This is a genomic window from Halobacteriovorax sp. DA5, from assembly GCF_002903145.1.
Taxonomy (GTDB): domain Bacteria; phylum Bdellovibrionota; class Bacteriovoracia; order Bacteriovoracales; family Bacteriovoracaceae; genus Halobacteriovorax_A.
In genome coordinates, this window is sequence record NZ_PPDJ01000001.1 from 45,638 (window position 1) to 64,753 (window position 19,116).

General features: G+C 37.2%; 21 protein-coding genes and 1 tRNA gene. 5 read left to right on the forward strand and 17 right to left on the reverse strand.

Features of this window, described 5'->3' with window-relative positions:
- Positions 1-211: 211 nt before the first annotated feature.
- The 6 genes from C0Z22_RS00235 to C0Z22_RS00260 form a co-directional block, all read right to left on the reverse strand.
- Positions 212-877, reverse strand: coding sequence for a helix-turn-helix transcriptional regulator (locus C0Z22_RS00235; RefSeq protein WP_103216318.1), 666 nt, complete (start codon positions 875-877; stop codon positions 212-214).
- A 395-nt stretch (positions 878-1,272) separates the two neighbouring features.
- Positions 1,273-1,348, reverse strand: a tRNA-Gly gene (locus C0Z22_RS00240).
- Between the two features lie 116 nt (positions 1,349-1,464).
- Positions 1,465-2,319, reverse strand: a complete 855-nt coding sequence (locus C0Z22_RS00245) for a GyrI-like domain-containing protein (protein ID WP_103216319.1) — start codon at positions 2,317-2,319, stop codon at positions 1,465-1,467.
- Positions 2,320-2,381: 62 nt separating this feature from the next.
- Complete coding sequence (locus C0Z22_RS00250) at positions 2,382-3,311, reverse strand: KamA family radical SAM protein (RefSeq protein WP_103216320.1); 930 nt, start codon at positions 3,309-3,311, stop codon at positions 2,382-2,384.
- Positions 3,308-3,568: a hypothetical protein gene (locus C0Z22_RS00255; protein WP_103216321.1), complete on the reverse strand. Its 261-nt coding sequence runs from the start codon at positions 3,566-3,568 to the stop codon at positions 3,308-3,310. The genes C0Z22_RS00250 and C0Z22_RS00255 overlap by 4 nt, the downstream gene beginning before the upstream one ends.
- A gap of 15 nt (positions 3,569-3,583) precedes the next feature.
- Positions 3,584-4,468: an exonuclease domain-containing protein gene (locus C0Z22_RS00260; RefSeq protein ID WP_103216322.1), complete on the reverse strand. Its 885-nt coding sequence runs from the start codon at positions 4,466-4,468 to the stop codon at positions 3,584-3,586.
- Positions 4,469-4,610: 142 nt separating this feature from the next.
- Between C0Z22_RS00260 and lpdA the strand changes: the two genes are divergently transcribed.
- Positions 4,611-5,999 carry a dihydrolipoyl dehydrogenase gene (lpdA, locus tag C0Z22_RS00265; protein WP_103216323.1) on the forward strand — a complete coding sequence of 463 codons (1,389 nt, stop codon included), beginning with the start codon at positions 4,611-4,613 and terminating at the stop codon, positions 5,997-5,999.
- A gap of 19 nt (positions 6,000-6,018) precedes the next feature.
- On the forward strand, positions 6,019-7,656 hold the full coding sequence (gene sucB, locus C0Z22_RS00270; RefSeq protein WP_103216324.1) for a 2-oxoglutarate dehydrogenase, E2 component, dihydrolipoamide succinyltransferase: 1,638 nt from the start codon (positions 6,019-6,021) through the stop codon (positions 7,654-7,656).
- A gap of 48 nt (positions 7,657-7,704) precedes the next feature.
- Here sucB and C0Z22_RS00275 read toward each other — a convergent pair whose 3' ends face one another.
- The 3 genes from C0Z22_RS00275 to C0Z22_RS00285 form a co-directional block, all read right to left on the reverse strand.
- Positions 7,705-8,277, reverse strand: coding sequence for a glutathione S-transferase N-terminal domain-containing protein (locus tag C0Z22_RS00275; RefSeq protein ID WP_103216325.1), 573 nt, complete (start codon positions 8,275-8,277; stop codon positions 7,705-7,707).
- Positions 8,278-8,285: 8 nt separating this feature from the next.
- On the reverse strand, positions 8,286-8,900 hold the full coding sequence (locus C0Z22_RS00280; protein WP_103216326.1) for a hypothetical protein: 615 nt from the start codon (positions 8,898-8,900) through the stop codon (positions 8,286-8,288).
- Between the two features lie 93 nt (positions 8,901-8,993).
- Positions 8,994-9,725, reverse strand: coding sequence for a class I SAM-dependent methyltransferase (locus C0Z22_RS00285; protein WP_103216327.1), 732 nt, complete (start codon positions 9,723-9,725; stop codon positions 8,994-8,996).
- A 120-nt stretch (positions 9,726-9,845) separates the two neighbouring features.
- On the opposite strand from C0Z22_RS00285, the gene C0Z22_RS16290 reads away from it, so the two are divergent.
- On the forward strand, positions 9,846-9,980 hold the full coding sequence (locus C0Z22_RS16290; RefSeq protein ID WP_255407605.1) for a hypothetical protein: 135 nt from the start codon (positions 9,846-9,848) through the stop codon (positions 9,978-9,980).
- On the opposite strand, the gene C0Z22_RS00290 is transcribed toward C0Z22_RS16290, so the two are convergent.
- Entirely contained in the window at positions 9,960-10,712 is a 753-nt protein-coding gene (locus C0Z22_RS00290; RefSeq protein ID WP_158246750.1) for an endonuclease I family protein, read from the reverse strand. The two genes, C0Z22_RS16290 and C0Z22_RS00290, sit on opposite strands and share 21 nt — an antisense overlap.
- A 133-nt stretch (positions 10,713-10,845) precedes the next feature.
- The gene (locus C0Z22_RS00295) at positions 10,846-11,664 is read right to left on the reverse strand and encodes an endonuclease I family protein (RefSeq protein WP_103216329.1); all 819 of its coding nucleotides are present in this window, start codon (positions 11,662-11,664) and stop codon (positions 10,846-10,848) included.
- A gap of 233 nt (positions 11,665-11,897) precedes the next feature.
- On the opposite strand from C0Z22_RS00295, the gene C0Z22_RS00300 reads away from it, so the two are divergent.
- Positions 11,898-12,302, forward strand: a complete 405-nt coding sequence (locus C0Z22_RS00300) for a hypothetical protein (RefSeq protein WP_103216330.1) — start codon at positions 11,898-11,900, stop codon at positions 12,300-12,302.
- A gap of 1 nt (position 12,303) precedes the next feature.
- On the opposite strand, the gene C0Z22_RS00305 is transcribed toward C0Z22_RS00300, so the two are convergent.
- Positions 12,304-13,551, reverse strand: a complete 1,248-nt coding sequence (locus C0Z22_RS00305; protein ID WP_103216331.1) for a replication-associated recombination protein A — start codon at positions 13,549-13,551, stop codon at positions 12,304-12,306.
- Between the two features lie 163 nt (positions 13,552-13,714).
- Here C0Z22_RS00305 and rpsU point away from each other — a divergent pair, with 163 nt between their 5' ends.
- The gene (gene rpsU / locus C0Z22_RS00310) at positions 13,715-13,939 is read left to right on the forward strand and encodes a 30S ribosomal protein S21 (RefSeq protein WP_021266202.1); all 225 of its coding nucleotides are present in this window, start codon (positions 13,715-13,717) and stop codon (positions 13,937-13,939) included.
- Between the two features lie 103 nt (positions 13,940-14,042).
- On the opposite strand, the gene C0Z22_RS00315 is transcribed toward rpsU, so the two are convergent.
- From C0Z22_RS00315 to mutL, 5 genes are all read right to left on the reverse strand, one after another.
- Positions 14,043-14,864, reverse strand: a complete 822-nt coding sequence (locus C0Z22_RS00315; protein WP_103216332.1) for a hypothetical protein — start codon at positions 14,862-14,864, stop codon at positions 14,043-14,045.
- A 57-nt stretch (positions 14,865-14,921) separates the two neighbouring features.
- Complete coding sequence (locus tag C0Z22_RS00320) at positions 14,922-15,467, reverse strand: hypothetical protein (RefSeq protein ID WP_103216333.1); 546 nt, start codon at positions 15,465-15,467, stop codon at positions 14,922-14,924.
- A 112-nt stretch (positions 15,468-15,579) separates the two neighbouring features.
- Entirely contained in the window at positions 15,580-16,422 is an 843-nt protein-coding gene (locus C0Z22_RS00325; protein ID WP_146037733.1) for a pyruvate, water dikinase regulatory protein, read from the reverse strand.
- Positions 16,423-16,463: 41 nt separating this feature from the next.
- Positions 16,464-17,423 (reverse strand): tRNA (adenosine(37)-N6)-dimethylallyltransferase MiaA, encoded by a 960-nt coding sequence (gene miaA / locus C0Z22_RS00330; protein WP_103216335.1) that lies wholly within the window; start codon positions 17,421-17,423, stop codon positions 16,464-16,466.
- Positions 17,420-19,111 carry a DNA mismatch repair endonuclease MutL gene (mutL, locus tag C0Z22_RS00335; RefSeq protein WP_103216336.1) on the reverse strand — a complete coding sequence of 564 codons (1,692 nt, stop codon included), beginning with the start codon at positions 19,109-19,111 and terminating at the stop codon, positions 17,420-17,422. The genes miaA and mutL overlap by 4 nt, the downstream gene beginning before the upstream one ends.
- Between the last annotated feature and the right edge of the window lie 5 nt (positions 19,112-19,116).

A 19,116-nucleotide genomic window follows, 5' to 3' on the forward strand; every position in this document is an offset into this window, starting at 1 on the left:
ATAGGTGTAGGAAGTTTACGGGTACGCTTGTAGGCCACTTTTCTCACAATAGTGAGAACCCAAGGCACTTCGGTTTTATTCCTGGGCCAACCACGAGGGGGAAATTTCCCCTTTGTGGAGTCCGAAAAATTAAGCGACATGAAGAAGTTCAAAGTCAGGGGCACGAATTGGTTGAAGCCTATTTGTGATGTGTGAAACTTGGATGCAGGAATCATTTAAAATTTTCTAAGAGCGCTTGGACAGCTTTGAGTTTGTCATCCGAGATTGTCTCCAATATTGCCAGGCAATTATCAATGACCTCATCCCTTAAAACCTCAGAGTTCAGAAGATCATAGTAGTCTTCCATTTTTTGGCCATAGGAATGAACAATGTGCCGTATTTCATCAAGCTTATCAGTAAGATCGACCCTGCCACTTTCTCTGTGGTCAATCATGCTACGACTGAAACCACAAAGTTTCGCAGCATCTGGCTGGGAAAGTCTCGCTCTTCTGCGCAGAACTTTAAGGACGCGAGATTCTTTGGAGATAATTTTTTGATACTTCCGGTATTCTTTGGGGTCTCTTCTTGTGGTTTTGTAGGCGCTTCGGGCAGGCAGTTTGGGAATGACAAGTTCTCCTTCCAAAATTTGTTTAAATTCGCTTTTAGTATAGCGGAAGCGTCGCAAAAGGATGCCCTGATCTTCAGGGCTAAAATTTGACCGGCCATCTTCACATTTCTTTACTGTTTCTTTGGATTTTCCAATTAGTTTGGCCACTTCCTCACGCGTGACTTTTTTGAAAATTCTCACATCCCTTAAGGCCTGGCTTTCACGGGTATGGCGATTAGTTTTTTCTTTTCCTTTTCTCTCTGAATAAGTGTGCAATCTGTCTTGATACATTTTCCGTCTCCTTCTGTTTCAAGGACTCTCGAAAAAGTGGATGACGGTCTTGGATAAAATGAAGATCGTACGGTGTCCCTTTTGTTCAGCAAGGGATTGCTCGTTCTTCAAGAGGTCGTTTGAAACGACCTTCTATGAGCAAGGTGGTGCTCACTTGGTTTTCTTTGAATTTCTACAAAGTTAATTATCATAAGGGTCGCCTACTCATTACTTATGGTTCACTCTGGACAGGGTAGCCTCAGAGTAGCCATAAAGTAGCCAACTTATGAAATATCTTGAAACAAACAGAGATGCCTAAACTTCCGAATTCGACTAACTTATTGCAACCATTAGTTTTTTAATTTTAAAGACTTGAAGCATTTTGGGCCCCAGAGGGCCCAATCAGCTAACGAAATTGGAGCGCGTGACAAGATTCGAACTTGCGACATCCACCATGGCAAGGTGACACTCTACCAACTGAGTTACACGCGCTTATTTGAGTGAGATGAAATATATTGCTGAGAGAAAAAGTTGTCAATAGGTACAGAATATTTTTTTTCAATAAAGTATTAACTACTTAATTTTACAAATATATTCTGCACCTTTGTTTAAATTAAAGGTAAATAAATATCTGTGATCAGTTCATTTTCAGGAACCTCTGGAAAGAAGTTATGATAATGAAAGAAAAGTGGAAAATCTCGAAGCTCCTCGCCACTTGTCGGAAGCCATTTTCCATATAATTCGTAGATCTTACCCTCAATATTATCAGGTGAACCAAAGTGGCGTACAACAGCACATCGCCCAGCTGGAATCGTTTTTTCGATAACTCCATCTTTATTTTGTTTTAAGTCTTCAAATAGTTCACCACAAATATCAAAGGCAAAATCCTCTGGTTTTGTATTATTTGGATCGTTGTAGACGATACCAAATGTGCGTGCTTTGTTTATTGGTGATTGCTTACTTTGAATTCGCCAATTTTTAAACTTTTCAACTGAATTGTTAAGAGTTGTGGGTGAAGCTCTATGTTCAAGAACGGCCACCTTCATTTCTTCTAAGTTTATTATTTTTATTTCCATGTGATTATCTCCTGTAGGAATTATGAATTGATATTTCTCATGCCACTTTTCCCAGTTAGGTGCACTTCTAAATTGAGAAGGAGTAACATTAAAAACTTTTTTAAAAGAACGAGAAAATGCCTCAGGACTATCGAAATTAGCATCAAATGCGATATCGATAATCTTCATTTCTTTGTTGAAGACAAGTTGATACGAGGCCCTCTTTAATCGTGTTAATTGAATAAAGCTGTATAGACTAATATTAAGTTTTGCCGTGAAGACACGGTGAAAGTGATACTTAGATAAACCTGATACTTCTGATAGTTTTTCAAGGTTAAGATCTTCATTAATATTATCAGCTATATATTTACAGATAAGAGCTATTCTATCGTTATATTCATTACTCATAAAACTATGATAGCGTACTTTAATTTTGGAAACTTGATTAATCTTGCTCTTTAAGAATTTCTTTATAGATTTCTTTTTCCCGAGCCATCAGGTGAATCGAGAATATATTGAGGTAGAAGCCACCCTGGGACTTGGCGGCGAAGCTTACGATAGATTTCTCGCCCTTCATCTTGTGTGAGGTAGAAGTGCATGGCACCTTTTGCTTGGTCAGGATGGTGGAGGTAGTAGGGCCTAACTCCTAAATCATGAAGTTTATAAATAAGCTTTTCTAAGTCTTCGACTTTATCATTCACGTCTTTTAGAAGCACAGATTGCGAGAGTAGTGGAAAGTATTTTCCAAGTTTTGCAATACAATCACGCACATCGCTTGTGATCTCATCGGCGTGATTTATGTGAATAACAATATTGATATCGTTGAATACTTGCTTGAACTTGTTAAGAACTTCGATCACTTCATTACCAATATAATTTGGAAGGGAAGCGGGAGTTCTGGTATGAAAACGAATGAATTTAATATGTTCTAATTTGCTAAATTCATTTAGGTAGAAATCGATTTTTGCAGCTGAAAGCATAAAAGGATCGCCACCTGAAAAGATAATTTCATTAACCTCAGTATGGGCCTTGAGGTAAGTTATAACTTTTTCAAAATCGGCCTTAAAAATTTCATGCTTTCCACTTAATTCATTCTTTCTGAAACAATAGCGACAAATTACCGGACAAATAGTTGTCGGAGTAAAAAGGGCGCGATTATCGTAGCGATGGATCAGTTGTGGAGCGACGTATTTTTGTTGATCACCAATTGGGTCATCAAATCCATCCTGATGAAGTTCTTGATTAGAAGGAAGAAATTGTTTGGCATGAATGCCATCAAATCCTTCTTTTTCAATTAGCTCATTTATATGATTGGGGATAAAAACTTCGTAGCGAGATGGTTCTAAATTGAGACCAAAGCGAGCATTGACTTCATCTGTGCTTCGCAGTCCTTTTCTCATTCTTCGCTATTATCTTTTTTGTTTTGTTCTTCGTATTTTTTAATGTCATTTAGGTGATGCCACTTGGCCCAATAGGCACATCCACGAATAAGAAGGGCCCCGTAAAGAGCAATTCCTGTAAAGTGAAGCATTACACTTACTGTAGAGAGCACACCTGTGTTTTGAAGTAACCAGTAGATCCAATAGAGTAGAGCGATGTGAATGATGAAGATCACGACAAATTGGATTTTATAAGAGATTGATTTTCCTGCTAGCATGGCGTCTTTATATAACTACTTTGAGTCATTTTCAACATGCTCACGGATTTCTTGGATCTTTTTAATGGCAAAAGATTTGTAGATATCTGTAAGTAGGCAGTGAGCGTAGAGAACATCGCCGGCAGGCATTGGTAAAAGAGCAACAGGTTTTATTGGTCTAAATTTACCTTTGTATGTTCCACCCTTGTATTTGATATCAATAACTTCTTGTTTAGCGATATGTGCTTGAAGTTTTTGAATCGTTTCAGGGGCTTCTGCGATATTGGCCTTTCTAAAGTCTTGGATATTTAGAATTTCACCTTCTTTAAGTTGGCGATTTGACTTCACTTCATCCAGGGTTTTAGCAAAAACACGAAGACAGGCAATTGTATCATCAAGTGCACGGTGATGATTTTCAAGAGGAATATCAAAGTGTTTACACAATGAACTTAGTTTATGGTTCTCACTTCCTTTCACATATTTTCGAGAAAGTTTGCATGAGCAATAAACCTTAGCTTTATGTAATTCCATCTTAAGTTGGTGCATCGCAAAGACGATAAAGCCTATATCAAATTTTGCATTATGAGCCACAAGAGTGTGAGTTCCACTGAACTCAAGAAATTTTGGTAAGACCTCTTCAATTGAAGGAGAATCTTTGACCATCTCATCTGTGATACCATGGATTTTTGTTGTGAATTCAGGGATTGGATTTTTAGGTTTTACTAGGGACTCAAAAGTTTCTATTTTGTTCCCGATGACTTTAATAGCCGCAATTTCAATGATTTCGTCAACTAAAGGGGAAAGTCCTGAGGTCTCTAGATCGAGTGCTATAAGGCCTTCTGGGAAATACTTATTGATATTTTTAATTTCGCTCTGTGTAAAATTAATGATAATCCCTTTAAGTTGGCTTATAGAGGGCAATTACAACGATTTGTAAATATTAACGAATCGTAGCAATGTGTCATGCCAATTTTAAATAATTTTAGTACGTTGAAGAACCTTAAATCTTAACTTTTATTACTGATTATGGGCCTTATGGTCAATAGTTTGAGGAAATATTTTTATGAAGAAATTTGATGTTATTGTTATTGGTTCTGGGCCAGGTGGATATGTCGCCGCTATTCGTGCTGCCCAACTTGGAAAAAAGACTGCGATCGTTGAAAGTAAAGAACTAGGCGGTGTTTGTCTTAACCGTGGATGTATTCCAACAAAAGCGGTTCTTAAAGCAGCTCACAGTGTACACGAGCTTGCTGATATGAAAGATCTTGGTATTGATGTTGAACTTAAAGGTTTAAACGGTGGCCAAGCTGTTAAGCGTGCAAAGGGAATCTCTGCAAAGATTTCTGGTGGTGTTGCTTACCTAATGAAGAAAAATAAAATTGAAGTTTTTGAAGGTTATGGAAAGCTTCGTACAAATACTCAAGTTGAAATTACTTCATCTCGTGGTCACACTGAAACAATTGAAGGAACAAATATCATCCTTGCAACTGGTGCTCACTACCGCTCATTTCCTGGACTTGAGCATGATGGAAAAAGACTGATTGGTGCTTGGGAAGCAATTAAAATGGAAGAGCTTCCAAAGTCAATTGGGATCATCGGAGCTGGTGCTATCGGTGTTGAGTTTGCTTACTTCTGGAATGCATTTGGTGTTGATGTTCATATCTTTGAACTTCAAAAGAATCTTCTGCCAATCGAAGATGAAGAATCTTCAAAAGTAGTTGAGAAAGCATATAAGAAATACGGAATTAAAATGTCTCTTGGTGTTGAAAAAGTTTCAGCTAAGAACAATGGTAATGACGTAACAATCACTGAAGTAAAAGGTGGTAAGACTGTTGAGCATAAATTTGACATGGGTCTAATCGCTGTTGGTATGACAGGAAATATCGATGGTATCGGACTTGAGACTGTTGGTGTTCAAACTGATCGTGGGTTTGTTGTAGTTAATAATACTTACCAAACAAACGTACCAAATATTTACGCAATCGGTGACCTTGCTGGTCCACCTCTTTTAGCACACGCAGCTTCTCACGAAGGTATTATTGCTGCTGAAGCGATTGCTGGTCTTCACCCACATCCACTAGATAAGATGAATGTTGCTGGTTGTACTTACTGTCAGCCACAAGTTGCATCTGTTGGTTACACAGAAAGAGCTCTTAAAGAACAAGGTATTAAATACTCAGTAGGTAAGGTTCCATTTACTGCAAATGGTAAGGCCATGGCATCTAACGAAACAGAAGGGTTTGTTAAAACTCTTATGGGTGAAGATGGAGAAATGCTTGGTGCACACATTGTTGGTACTCATGCAACTGAACTAATTCACGAGTATGTACTGTTCAGACAAATGGAAGGTGTTGATGAAGAAATGTTCGCAACGATTCACCCACACCCAACTTTAGGAGAATTCCTGGCTGAATCTGTGTTAAACGCTAAAGGTAGATCAATCAATTTTTAATTATATATAAGGACTGAATATGAAAAATGATATCGTAATGCCACAAATGGGTGAGTCTATTACAAACGGAACGATTACAAAGTGGCACAAGCAAGTTGGTGACACAATTGAAATCGATGAAATCCTATTAGAGATCTCGACTGATAAAGTTGAATCGGAAATTCCATCTCCATTCTCTGGAAAGATCGTTGAGATTCTTTTTGAAGAAGGTGAGACAATTGATGTTGGTGTAAAAATCGCAGCAATTGATGATGATGCAAATGCAGCTGTTTCAGCAGCACCTGCTGCGGCGGCTCCGGCTCCTGCAGCTCCAGCAGCAACTCCTGCTCCTGCGGCAGCGGCTTCTTCTTCAGATACTCTTGAAGACGTTGTTATGCCACAAATGGGAGAGTCAATTACTAACGGTACAATCACAAAGTGGCACAAGCAGCCAGGTGATATGATTGAAATCGATGAAATCCTTCTTGAGATTTCAACTGATAAAGTTGAATCAGAAATTCCATCACCATATGCAGGTCGTGTTGAACAAATTCTTTTTGAAGAAGGTGAGACAATTGATGTTGGTATTAAAATCGCAGCAATTGAAACTGATACTTCAAAAGCATTTGGTGCAGCGGCAGCTCCGGCGGCGGCAGTGGCAAGTACTCCAGCAGCACCAGCGGCAGTTGCAGCAGCTCCTGTAGTGGCAGCTTCTGTTCCAGCAGGACGTCGTTTCTACACTCCTCTTGTAAGAACTCTAGCAGCTAAGCATGGTGTTGATGTTAATGAATTAGCACACCTTAAAGGAAGTGGAGCAGGCGGACGTGTAAACAAAGCTGACTTCATGAATTTCCTAAATAATAGAGGAGCAGCTCCTGCAGCAACAACTTCAGCTCCTGCGGCAGCTCCTGCTCCAGTAGCAGCGGCACCTGCACCTAAGGCAGCAGCGCCAGCTTCTGTACCAGCTGCAACAAGCGGACGTGTTGAAGTTATTCCAATGGATAATATGAGAAAAGCAATCGCTAAGAATATGGTTGCTTCTAAAATGACTTCACCACACGTTAACTCGATTGATGAAGTTGATATGACAAACCTATTTAAATTTAGAGAATCGTTCAAGAAACAATTCCAAAAAGAAGAAGGTTTCTCTCTAACTTATACTCACTTTATTCTTTATGCTCTAGTTCAAGCGCTTAAAGAATTCCCAACGGTTAATGCTTCAATTGATGGTGACAATATCATCATGAAAAAAGACATCAACCTTGGTTGTGCTGTAGCTGTTCCTGGTAACGGACTTGTTGTTCCTGTAATCAAAGGTGCAGATAACCTAAATATTAGAGGTATCGCTAGAAAGCTAGACGAGCTTGTTCAAAAGGCAAGAGCGAAGAAGCTTACTATGGATGATATGTCAGGTGGAACTTATACTTTCACAAATAATGGATCTTTCGGAATCCTTATTGCAACACCTGTTATCCTTCAACCACAACTTGGTATTTTCTGTGTTGGTACAATGAAGAAGCGTCCAATTGTTACTGAAGATGACTCAATTGCAATTCGTCAGATGATGTATGCAACTCATACATACGATCACAGACTGATTGATGGTGAAGTAGGATCGAAATTCCTAAGACACGTAATCAACACTCTTCAGACAACTGATTGGGCGGGATTATTTTAGTAAATTAAAAAAATCAAAATAGAAAAGGCTACCATCGGTAGCCTTTTTTTATATTCTTGGTGCTGATTTTTGGTAACGTTCTCTATCTTTAAGACTTTCATAGAAGTTTTCTAAGGCGAGATGACCTTTCTTCCAGTTAAAAACATCTCGAAATGTCAGCCAATCAAGAACGCAAAGTAGCCAGTCTTTTTCCAGCTGATGAAGTCCACCTTTATCAACTTTCTTTTCAAGTGAGTCTAGAATACTCTGCACTCTTTCGTACTGAACTTTAGAGAATTTAGACTCCCATTTTGTATCACATTCCCAGAGTTTTTGTTGAAACAGAATGATACATGAATCACAAAGCTCATCGATTAAACGAAGCGCTAATTTTGTATGTACATCTAATTGCTTTCCTTGTTTTTCGAGTAAGTATTCACAAATGATAGTTGAATCAAAGATTGATCCATCTTCTGTTTCTAGAATTGGGATTCTTCTTGCAGCATTATATTCACCAATTTTCTTTGCACCATCTGGAGTAAGTGATCTCACTTGTTCAAGTTCATAAGGAATTCCAAGTTCTTCGAGTACGAGAATGACTTTTCTAACAAATGGTGATGTCGTTGATCCAATTAGTTTCATACAGGCCCCTAGTTCAAATCATTATTGATTTTAATTTCTGGTTTATCTGTCTTGATTGTAACGTTAAATTGGCATTGATAGATATCTTTTTTCTTATTCTTTTCTAAGTAGCAATTTAAGTGTTTACCTTTCCTCACTTCGTAATTCTTGGCCCCTATTGTGTGATAGTCATCAGCAATTAAGTCGAGTTTTTGCCAAAATCTTTGGGCCAGGTTTCCATCAAACTTTATCTTTAATGTATTATTTTCAAAGCGAATCTTTGCCTTCCCATTTGTCCTCGATGTTTCTAAAAATTCACTGATAGCTCCTTTTCCAAAATCGGTATCACTATTATATGAAGATAATTCTCCTTCTCCTTTTCCATTTAGATAGAGATGACAGTGAAATTTATGACTTGGTTCGCGCACGCAAAAAAAGTATTTGTGGTAGCGAAAGACGAGGCCATGGACGAGGTCAGCGTAGGTATTTTTAACAGGAAGACCTAAAAAAATTTCTCTTGCATACTTTGAGTCAACGACAGAGAACTCATTTACGTGGCTTGAGATTTCGATACCTGAGATTTCGGTAGCGAATGTTTTAAAGGTTAGAATAAGGGCAAACGATATCAGTAGGAGCTTCTTCATAACTATGAACTATAGAATTCATCGAGATTGAAGTAAAACAAGTTCACAAAAGATTAACAAAGAAAACAATAGGCCAACAAACTAAATCACTAACTACTTAGAAATAGTAATAAGGCTTCGATACATTTTATTCGCCTTGTGGGACTCTACATTCTTGCTAATCTCATTATACTTAGTACGATATAAATTTGAATTTCCTTCAGCAGTAAAATCTGATTCAAGTTTCTCAAGAAGTTCCTTGGCCTTATTATTAAAAATGAGGTCATCTTGAGTGAAGTCTTGAATTTCAAATTTATCTTTATACTTATTTGCAATGGCCTTACCAAGTCGTGTTTTGTGAAATGGTCGCTCTGATGTATAGGTGAGGACAAACTTTCCTTTTGGTTTTAAGCTATCCATAATCTTGTTTAAAGTGCGGTAGAGGTCATTGAGCATATAGAAACCATCTAGCGAGATAACAAGATCAAATTCATTCTCTCCGAGCCATGTTGTTTCATAATTTGCTTCTTTATAATCATGATCACTTTCGACGAGATCAAATCCTTTTGCCTTAAGTTTGTATTTCTTTGCAAAGTAAGCCGTTAATTGTCCTGTTCCACAACCGATATCAAGAACTTTTTGATGGGGCTTAAAGTGAGAAGTTAGAGCAGAGAATTGCTTTTTTGATAGGTTATTTTGCATGAAGCATTCAATTCCATGCATCTCTTTACAATAAGTTAGATATGATTGTGATTCTTTTGCAAAACGGTAGTAATTCGTGAAGGCACGTTTAGCTTTGGCGTTGAATCCCTTTTGTGTAAGTAATTTTCTAATAAATTGAAACATAGTTATTTATACTCCTATTTTCTTTAAAATTCTATCTTCATGAAATCTTAATCAATTAGAATTTGTGAGAACTTTAAATAAGTGTTTAAAATAGACTAAGAAGCCAAATAGGAGGTTCCTATGATTAAGTTTTTAGTATTTTTAGGATTACTTGTGACTTTAGCGAATGCTGCGGTAACGACGGTCTTTATTGACGGCCTCAATATTAAAGGCCGCCAAAAAGTTGAAAATATATTAGAAGTCTTTGATATCTGAAACTAGCTCTGGGAAGTCGATATAAGGATTTCTATTTCCTTGAATCTCTTCAATCTTGTTATTTCTTTCGATTTCATCGCTGTCCACTGGATCTTCTGCGTGCCATCTTCTTAGGTATTTTTCCATTCTACTATTAATCTTCGCTCCATAGCGAGTTGCAAAGTAGAACATTGCTCGAGCAACATTGCCCTTGTGCTCTGTTGGTGGTTCAAAATAATGTCCATCAGAATGAGAAGCAAAACAATCTCTCGTTGCAGCTTTTCCACCTTTTAGGTCAGCAAAGTCATTTGAGCTACGAACGCTATTGGCCTTAGAGTCAGTTGGGAATAAATGGTGAAGGTCACCTTTTTGAAGTTGTGAACTAAATCCGCCTGTAAATTTTGACTGAGGCCATGTGTGCTCACAGTTAACAATTTGATGGTTAGGGATTTTCCCATCTCCAATTGGTCCGATATTAGGAGTACTTCCATTGAAAACTTTATTGCAGTAAACACCTTTTACATAAGGTTGGTTACTTTCATCATATTTTAAATGTAATTCGTTAAAAAGGTAGCGCTTAGCTTGAGAGTAGGAATTTTTTTTGTGATTTTGGCTGATAATTCTTTGTAATTCTGTTCTTAGGTTTTCATCTTGTAAAAGGTCATTTGCGACTTCTGCTTTAAATGATTCCGGATAATAGCCGGCAGTGGTCGTTAGTGCCAATAAGGCTGCTACTAAGAGTTTTAATTTCAAAATCTAATCCTTGATATTGTTGCTGTATATAAAAGCATCTCAAAGATGAAAGGTTTTGCAAAATAAAAAATGAAATAGAAAGGCCTTCTTAACAGAAGGCCAATATTAGTACTGAAATGGATTAGTCAAATATTTAGAAATTATCGATTTTATCAGCTAGGTTAGCGATGTCGATAAATGGATTTCTATTGTTTTGTACAGAATAGATAATTTCGTTTCTTTCTCTTTCTTCAGCGTCAACTGGATCAAGCTTATCCCACTCTCTAAGAACTTGCTCTTGGTGGTTTGAGATTGAAATATCATATCTTACTGAGAAGTAGAAAAGTGCTCTTGCAACATTTCCTTTGTGCTCAGCTGGTGGTTCGAAAGCACCGTTACCTTGAGTTTGTGAAGCTGTACAATCTTCATAATCAACTGGGAAACCATCTACATTATCAAATTCATAGTTACCTCTTACAGAGTTAGCTTTTGAATCAGTTGGGTATAGGTGGTGTAGATCTGATTTTTGAAGACCTTTGTCAAAACGACCAGTAAATTTTGATTGTGGCCAAGTGTGCTCGCAGTTAAGAACGTTTGGGCTAGGGATTTGTCCTGGACCCATAGAACGAGTTTGAACTCTTCTTAGTGTCTTTTGGCAATATACATCTTTAATGTAGTAACCTTTATCATCTTCTTTTAAGTGGATTTTTCCGAAAAGTACTTTTCTAGCGCCTTTGTAACCTAGGCTTCTTTGGCTGTAACAACGACCTTTGTTCTTTGAATCACATCCAAGAACATCTTGAGAATTTGTTTCTTGGTGAGTTGTATTTAGAACTTCGAATAGGTAGCTCTTTAATTCTGCTCCACCTCTTGAAAGAACATCATTAGTTTCTTTCGGGTAGTAGTTATTTAATTCTGCAGCATTACTCGTAAGAGCGAAAAGTAGTGTTGATAGAACGATTGCGATTTTCATCTAATCCCCTTTAGTGGTTTGTGTGTGTGAAGCTTTTATAGGACATAATTATTAAAATGGCTAATAGGAATCTTAAGTTTTTCTAATAATTTCTGTCAGGTAATCTAATTTCAATATTTAGACGCGCTGCTCTTAATGAAAGTTTAATAATACTATCGAAAAATCTGGATTTATTTAGTCGGGTTTTGTATAAGTCACCAAAGAAAATAACAACATTATTAGGGTAACTTAATATGAAATACATCTTAATTGCATCATTGCTTATATCTTCAAGTGTCTTTGCTTACACTAAGACAACTCTTAATTGTATTAAGAAGCTAACGTATGATCTTAATGTCGATAGTCGTGCGTTTAAAATTAATACTGATGAAGTAGATGCTGATATTGATTTCGAGGGGAGACCTCTTGATGAAGCGATTGCTATCATTAGGACAACTCTTGAATTAAATGGATGTAATAGTAATAACGCAATTAACTTTTCTAAAACACCATCTGGACGTGCAAAAAGCCGTTGTGTCGAACTTGTTCCAGGACAAGACTATTCAATGAGCTGTTATGTTGAATCAAATATGGGATTCTTCTTTGTAACAAAAGACCTTCAAACGGATGCGTTTGTTGTTTATTCTCGTTGGGACTAGACTACTTTCCCCAAAGTTCTTCTAAACGTTTCTTTATATTATTTTCTACGCCAATCGCTTTTGGTTGGTAGAACTTTGGCGTTCCTTGAGGTGCGTATTGTTGCTTAACAAAAGCTCCCTCGAAGCTATGTGGATACTGGTAAACAACTTTATGATCTTTATCTGGAAAGTTCTTTAAATGCTCTGGAACTTGGATTGTTTGCGAATTCTCTACATATGCTAAGGCTTCGTTTATTGCATTGTAAGCAGCATTACTCTTAACGGTACTAGCTAGGTAAGTCGTGGCCTGTGCTAGTGTAATTCGTGCTTCAGGCATACCAATATTTTGAACAACATGAAGTGCATTTGTAGCAACAGTGAGTGCATTTAAGTCTGCATTACCCACATCTTCACTTGCAAAGATAACTAAGCGTCTGGCGATAAAGACTGGGTCCTCTCCACCATCAAGCATAACAGCTAGCCATAGAATGGCCGCATTGGGATCACTTCCACGCATACTTTTAATGAAGGCAGAGATTACATCATAGTGGCGATCACCACCAGCATCAAAGTTTCGTGAATTTTCTTTGATAATATTTTTAACTGTTTCAAAGTCAATATCTTCGTCTTGTTCAAGAAGAGAGAAAATAACTTCTAAACTTCCAAGAGCAATGCGAGCATCACCGTTTGCGTATTCACAAATTAGATCGAGATATTCTTGCGATAATTCTTTTTCTAATTTTGTGATCGTTCTCTTTATAAGAGAGCGAATTTTGTCGGTTGTGAATGATTTAAGCTCAATAATCTTCATACGAGAAAGAAGAGCGCGATTAACTGAACGACGAGGATTCTCAGTCGTTGCTCCAATAAGAATAAAGCTTCCTTGTTCCACATGTGGAAGAAGAGCATCTTGTTGGGCCTTATTAAAGCGGTGGATCTCGTCAATAAATATAATGGATTTTCTTTGGAAGTCTCGGGCCTCGTCTTGTGCCTTTTGGATAAGCTTCTTAAGTTCTGCTACGCCAGATAAAACTGCGCTAAATTCGTAGAAATTTGCGTGAATTTCACTACCTAGCACCTTGGCCAGCGTGGTTTTTCCACTCCCTGGAGGACCCCAGACAATAAGTGAAGGTATATTTTCACCCTTAAGAAAAGGGAAGCGTCTAGCTAGGGCATCAAAGCCCTCATAATCCTGCTTGCTACTTGGTCTTACTTGATGAGCAAGTGGTGTGACGGATGAATCTTTTGCGCTGAATAAACCTTGTTGCATATATTACCTAAAGTAAGTTGGCCATTGACACATTGTGGGGCCGTCGTGTAATTTAACATACCAATTAAAGCTAGACAAAATTTAGAGCGTTAAAGCTCTGAATAAATCTCATAAAGCTGTCGTTAAAGGTAGTGAGAAAAAAAAATAGAAGGAGGTGAATGTTATGTCTAAAGATTACTCAATCAAAATCGAGATCGATGAAAGATTAAGTGCGGAAAGAGCTCTTAAGAAATTCAAGAGATACTGCGAAGCTTTCGGTGTTATTAGAGAATACAGAAAGAGACAAGAGTATAAGAAGCCTTCTATTAGAAATAAAGAAAAGCTACAAGCGGCTGAGAAGAGAAGAAAGAAAACTCAGACGAAGTACAGTAGAGGTTCTAAAATCTAATTTGATTTAAATTTCTTATATACTTTAAGGGCTCCCGACGGGAGCCCTTTTTGTTTTTGTGGCACATGACCGAAAGCGGACGCATGTCTTAAATGGCACAATGTTAGTAGAACATTAATTTTAAAATACTATTCCAACGAGCGTGCATAACTTTAACGTTACGAACATATTCTCTTGGAAATCCTGTCTGACCTTTTTCTAGGTCCATATGAAATACATTCCATTGCATATTGAGATCACCCAAACGATCGATAAACCAGCGTTTATCTAACTCTGCCATCATTCTTAATTCAAGTGGCGAAAGGAAGTTATCAAGGAATTGTTCAAAGGATGGCTTTAGTTCATTAGGTATAATGTAGATAAAGGCATCATTTGAGTAGTTATACATTTTTCCAACGTAATTCTTATAACTTTCAATATGAGGAACATAGGTTGAAAAATTTGTTCCTTCTGTTAGATGTAGAAGCTGTATATAGGATTGAACACGAAGATTCAGGTTATCAATATTATCAAGTAGAGAGATAAGATTAATATAGTCGTCAACATTTCCATATTGTTGAGTTGGAAGAGAGATGAAGTCTTCGCGAAGCTTTTTAATATTTCGCTCAGTTGCCTGAATAAGTGGAACGACTTTTTTTATTTCTTGATAACAAGTCTTTTGATTTTTTTTACACTCGTCATAAGCTCCATCAAATTGCAGTACTAATTTAAGAGTATTTTCTCTTAAGTTGATAAAGTCTTGTGATGTGTAAGTAATTCTCTTAACGATATAATAGAAGTCATTCTTAAGTGAGCGCAGTTGCGGACGAACATAGCGACGATAGCTATAGTCATTTAATTTTAGTTTTGAAGAATCAAAATTAAAGTACGGGTATTCCGCAAAACTAGAAAGGGTAAGAAGAATGGCAAAGATTATTTTTTTCACTTCTTAAATGATTGAAGAGGTGGTGCAAAATGTCAATTAGCTTAATAAAAAGTCAAATTAGCCAACGAGATCAAGATCTTCTTGAGGGGCAATGTGACTTAGTTCAATATATTTTGGCTTCATTTGAAGTGAACGAAACTCCTGAACCCAGCTGTCTGTGTTACATAGAGATATAGAAATATTGTGTTTAGGAATTTTGTGTTTCGCTAAGATTCTTGGAAAAAGTCTTAGTGGTGAGCCATGTAGCTTGAAGTGAACATCAAGGTGAGATGGAATCTTTCCTGAATAGATGAGTGCTAAGCAAATAAAAGTTCCCGCATTACAAGTTTCAATTTGAATTCTGTCGCTTTTTACTTTTTTAATAAGTGAGAGTAGGTCGCCAGCATATCTTTCAAGTTCTTTTGTATTCAAGTTTTCAAATTTAAAGATGTCTTTTCTGTTTTTTGCCGTTAGAAGTCTCTTCTCATTTTCGGAGAAATTTAGATGAGTAAAATTCGTCATCATTACTTCATCAAAAGTGGGCTCTTGAGTATCGAATTTGTATACAACGTCGGCCCCAGCACCTTTAACTTTGATTTTTCCAGAAAATAAGACCTTAGACACAACGAACCTCGTAGTTACTAAATTGATAATGTTATTTAGTTAATCGGAACGATTGGGTATTTAATTAAGTAAATTTGCTATAAATTTGAAATTTAACTAATTATCGTCGAATTTAGTCGTCAGACTCACTCATTAACTGCTTGAAAATATTATTTTTTCTCATTTGAAGCAGTTTCATGATATCTGTGGCCGTCTCTTCTAGGGCGCGGTCAGTAACGTCAAATACCGGCCATCTCTTGTTCTTGCCAAAGATTTCATTGGCCCATTCTAACTCTTCGATAACCTTATTCGTATCCGCATAATCACCTGTGTGCTCAGTTGCGCCAAGTTTATTTAAACGGTTTTTACGAATTGAATAAAGTGCTTCAGGGTCAATCGTTAGGGCAAAGATTTTTCTTTGGTCAATTTCAAAAAGTTCCTTAGGAAGATCTTGTCCGTTAATAATAGGAATATTAACAACCTTAATTCCGTGCTGAGATAGGTAGACAGAAAGAGGTGTCTTAGATGTACGTGAAATACCAACGAGGATGACATCTGCAAGATGGAGAGTTTCTACGTTTCTTCCATCATCATGGTTAAGAGTGAACTCCATTGCAGCAACTCGATCAAAGTACTCAGAGTTAACGGCGTGTAGAAGGCCTGGCTCACTCTTTGGTTCTTGGTGAAAGTAATTAGAGAAAGTCGTTAGTACTGGCCCCATTAAATCAAGGGAGCGCACATGCTTTTGCATTGAGATTTCTTTTGTATATTCTCTAAGTTCTGCTGAAACGATTGTATAAATTACGAGGTCGTGATGAATAGCTGCTTCGTCAAAAATTGATTTAATTTGTTCCTTTGTGCGAACATTCTTAAAACCTGTATAGAAGACTTCACTTTCTGGGAATTGTGTCATGGCCGCGCGACTGATTGCCTTTGCAGTAGAACCTGTTCCGTCAGAAATAATAATTATTTTCATTTTTTTCAAAATTAACCTCTAATAAAATCGTTATAACTACTTTATTCAAGAATGAAGTCTTCGACAAGGTTATAGATGTCATTTCGCTGACTTAATGGGTGAAAACGAGATAATGGTGTTACTTTTTTTAGGAAAGTTTTTTGAGACTTCGCGAGCCTGCGAGTTGCAAAATAAATCTTTTCGATAAGTTCTTCTTCAGATGTAATCTCACCATTTAGATATTGAATCGTTTCTTTATAGCCAATAGTTTTTAGGGCCTTAAGCTCTGGCGAGTGATCATCATTGGCCATAATATCTTCAACCTCTTTAAGCAGTCCCTGTTCTAGCATCTGTTTTGTTCGCTTCAGTATAATTTCCCAATGCTCTTCTTTTGGAAGCTCAAGGCAAATATTAAGCGTGTCCCAGCCATGAATATTTGTTGAGAAATCATACGCCCCATGATCATCGGCTTGCTTTTTTTGATCAGAAATCTTCTTCCCCGTCATGCGATGGTACTCATAAGCACGAGTACGACGATAGTGATCGTTCTCATGAAGATTCTCAAGTGATTCAGGATCATGAACCTTAAGATAAGCCACAATTGGGGCCATACCTTCTTTTTCATAAAGATCACGGGCCTCTTGCTGAATGGCCTCATCGGTTGATTCTGATTCATACATGCCGCGAATAAGGCTTCGAAGATAGAAGGCGCTACCTCCAACTAGAATTGGAACAATTCCTTTTGAATGAAGCTCGTTGATTTTAATTATAGCTAATTCGACAAAGTCAGATGCATTTAATTCTTTCGTAATAGGGGAGATGCTAACGAGATGATGAGTGACACCGTCCATTTCAACTTCGTCTGGCTTAGCACTTCCAATATTTAATTCATTGTAAAAGAGAACGCTATCGAAGTTGATAACGTGACATTTTTCAATACCAATACGTTTGGCAAGATCAATGCTAATACCTGTTTTGCCCGATGCAGTTGGCCCTAATAGAAGAATTAATTTCTTTGTCATTTTAGTAATTTTTTTAATTTCTTAGGCGAGATTCTTTTTGCAATTTTCTTTTCTACTAAATCGTAGAAAGAAATAAATGAAAGAAGTCTTCTTACTTCACTTACTTGAAGCTCTAAATCTTCAAGCAGATCATTACCGTTAATAATATTTGCAGATATTTTTGCGTATGGTAGATCCTCAAATACATGAGAAACAGATCGCAGGACGCATGTATGAGCATCCAAGCGTTCGATTTCAATGCCCATTGCCATGTATTGCGATAGGTTTTCCATATCCGTCATATCTTTTGAAATTGGCTCTGAAATTAGTAGAGGAGTCATATTGTCGATATCAATTTGCCCACAAGCTTCATCTAAATATACTTGAGCATCAACAAAGTATGGACCTCTCTCGATGTGATTAAAGAGAAAAATATTTTCACCAAGTGCCGATATCGTTAACTCACTTTGCTGGCCACTTGTGTTTTCTCCAAAAAGAGAGCTTTGGCCATGAAAGTCTGTACCTTGATTAAGTTCATTTTGAAATCTTTGTAGATTTAAACCACCGCCAAAGTTATTAGCAATAATATTATCTCCACCTTGGTTGAATAGGGCACTTGATAGAGAGTTGAAATTTGCTTCATCTTCATTCATTTCAAGAGAGTGGTTCTCATTGATATGATCTTGATTTTCTGAAATGAGCTTTTTCGCTGTAGCACTTGTTAGAGAGAATATCTCATTGCTCTTTAAAAATTTAATAATTGTTTTATTTGGATGAACGTTTACATCAATTTCATGCTCAGGCACTCTGAATTGCATGATGTAGTCGCCAGTTAAGCCTTGAGGCCAAAACTTTTCCATATTTCTAATGATGATCTGATGTATCTTTTTGTCAGTAAAGAGACGGTTGTTTACAAAGAGAAACTGTTGCTTTCCGCTGTATCCTTTTGAGGCATCTTTAGAGACGTAGAATTTACAACTTGAACCAAGGTATTCACCATAAGATTGCATAATCTCTGGAATATTTTTGCGTGATTTCTTTTTAAAGATTTCCCCAACTCGATTCACTGTATGTTCTTGAGCACGATAAATTTCAGGGTCTTGGTCATCCCATGTGATTGAGAACTCAACTTGAGGGTAGTTAATTAAGAACGAGTTAATAACACGCTTTAGGGCATTCTTCTCACTCTGTCCTGACTTCACAAATTTCAATCGAACTGGAGTATTAAAGAAAAGGTCTTTGACATAAGTAGAAGTTCCACACTTATGTGTCGAATACTTTGAATGCTCAACCGTTCTAGCTCCGTGAATAACATACTTTGCACCTTCTTCAGGATTTGAACGAGGAGCTGAGTGACATGATATTCGTGCCACTGATGAGATTGAGGCAAGTGCCTCTCCACGAAAGCCAAAAGTATTTAGGCGGTAGATATCTTCGAAGTTATTGATCTTTGAAGTTGCGTGACGGCAAAAGGCGTAGGGAAGTTCATCAAAGAACATTCCATCACCATTATCTTCAATTGCGATAAGATCTAAACCTGCATTAATAATCGTAACTCGAATTTTAGTCGAGTTTGCATCAATTGAATTTTCAAGTAATTCTTTAAGAACATTGGCCGGGCGTTCAACAACCTCACCGGCCTTGATTTGATCAATTAAGTGTTCGGGAAGAAGGTTAATTCTATTTTGTGTATTCTCTGATATTTCCATTATAC

Bases quoted from the DNA above. Each gene is read 5' to 3' on its own strand.
- C0Z22_RS00300 (WP_103216330.1), top strand. From the start codon at position 11,898: ATGAAATACATCTTAATTGCATCATTGCTTATATCTTCAAGTGTCTTT.
- C0Z22_RS16290 (WP_255407605.1), top strand. From the start codon at position 9,846: ATGATTAAGTTTTTAGTATTTTTAGGATTACTTGTGACTTTAGCGAAT.
- C0Z22_RS00250 (WP_103216320.1), bottom strand. From the start codon at position 3,311: ATGAGAAAAGGACTGCGAAGCACAGATGAAGTCAATGCTCGCTTTGGT.
- miaA (WP_103216335.1), bottom strand. From the start codon at position 17,423: ATGACAAAGAAATTAATTCTTCTATTAGGGCCAACTGCATCGGGCAAA.
- C0Z22_RS00255 (WP_103216321.1), bottom strand. From the start codon at position 3,568: ATGCTAGCAGGAAAATCAATCTCTTATAAAATCCAATTTGTCGTGATC.
- C0Z22_RS00305 (WP_103216331.1), bottom strand. From the start codon at position 13,551: ATGCAACAAGGTTTATTCAGCGCAAAAGATTCATCCGTCACACCACTT.
- C0Z22_RS00235 (WP_103216318.1), bottom strand. From the start codon at position 877: ATGTATCAAGACAGATTGCACACTTATTCAGAGAGAAAAGGAAAAGAA.
- rpsU (WP_021266202.1), top strand. From the start codon at position 13,715: ATGTCTAAAGATTACTCAATCAAAATCGAGATCGATGAAAGATTAAGT.
- C0Z22_RS00285 (WP_103216327.1), bottom strand. From the start codon at position 9,725: ATGTTTCAATTTATTAGAAAATTACTTACACAAAAGGGATTCAACGCC.
- C0Z22_RS00280 (WP_103216326.1), bottom strand. From the start codon at position 8,900: ATGAAGAAGCTCCTACTGATATCGTTTGCCCTTATTCTAACCTTTAAA.
- sucB (WP_103216324.1), top strand. From the start codon at position 6,019: ATGAAAAATGATATCGTAATGCCACAAATGGGTGAGTCTATTACAAAC.
- lpdA (WP_103216323.1), top strand. From the start codon at position 4,611: ATGAAGAAATTTGATGTTATTGTTATTGGTTCTGGGCCAGGTGGATAT.
- C0Z22_RS00275 (WP_103216325.1), bottom strand. From the start codon at position 8,277: ATGAAACTAATTGGATCAACGACATCACCATTTGTTAGAAAAGTCATT.
- C0Z22_RS00325 (WP_146037733.1), bottom strand. From the start codon at position 16,422: ATGAAAATAATTATTATTTCTGACGGAACAGGTTCTACTGCAAAGGCA.
- C0Z22_RS00245 (WP_103216319.1), bottom strand. From the start codon at position 2,319: ATGAGTAATGAATATAACGATAGAATAGCTCTTATCTGTAAATATATA.
- C0Z22_RS00295 (WP_103216329.1), bottom strand. From the start codon at position 11,664: ATGAAAATCGCAATCGTTCTATCAACACTACTTTTCGCTCTTACGAGT.
- mutL (WP_103216336.1), bottom strand. From the start codon at position 19,111: ATGGAAATATCAGAGAATACACAAAATAGAATTAACCTTCTTCCCGAA.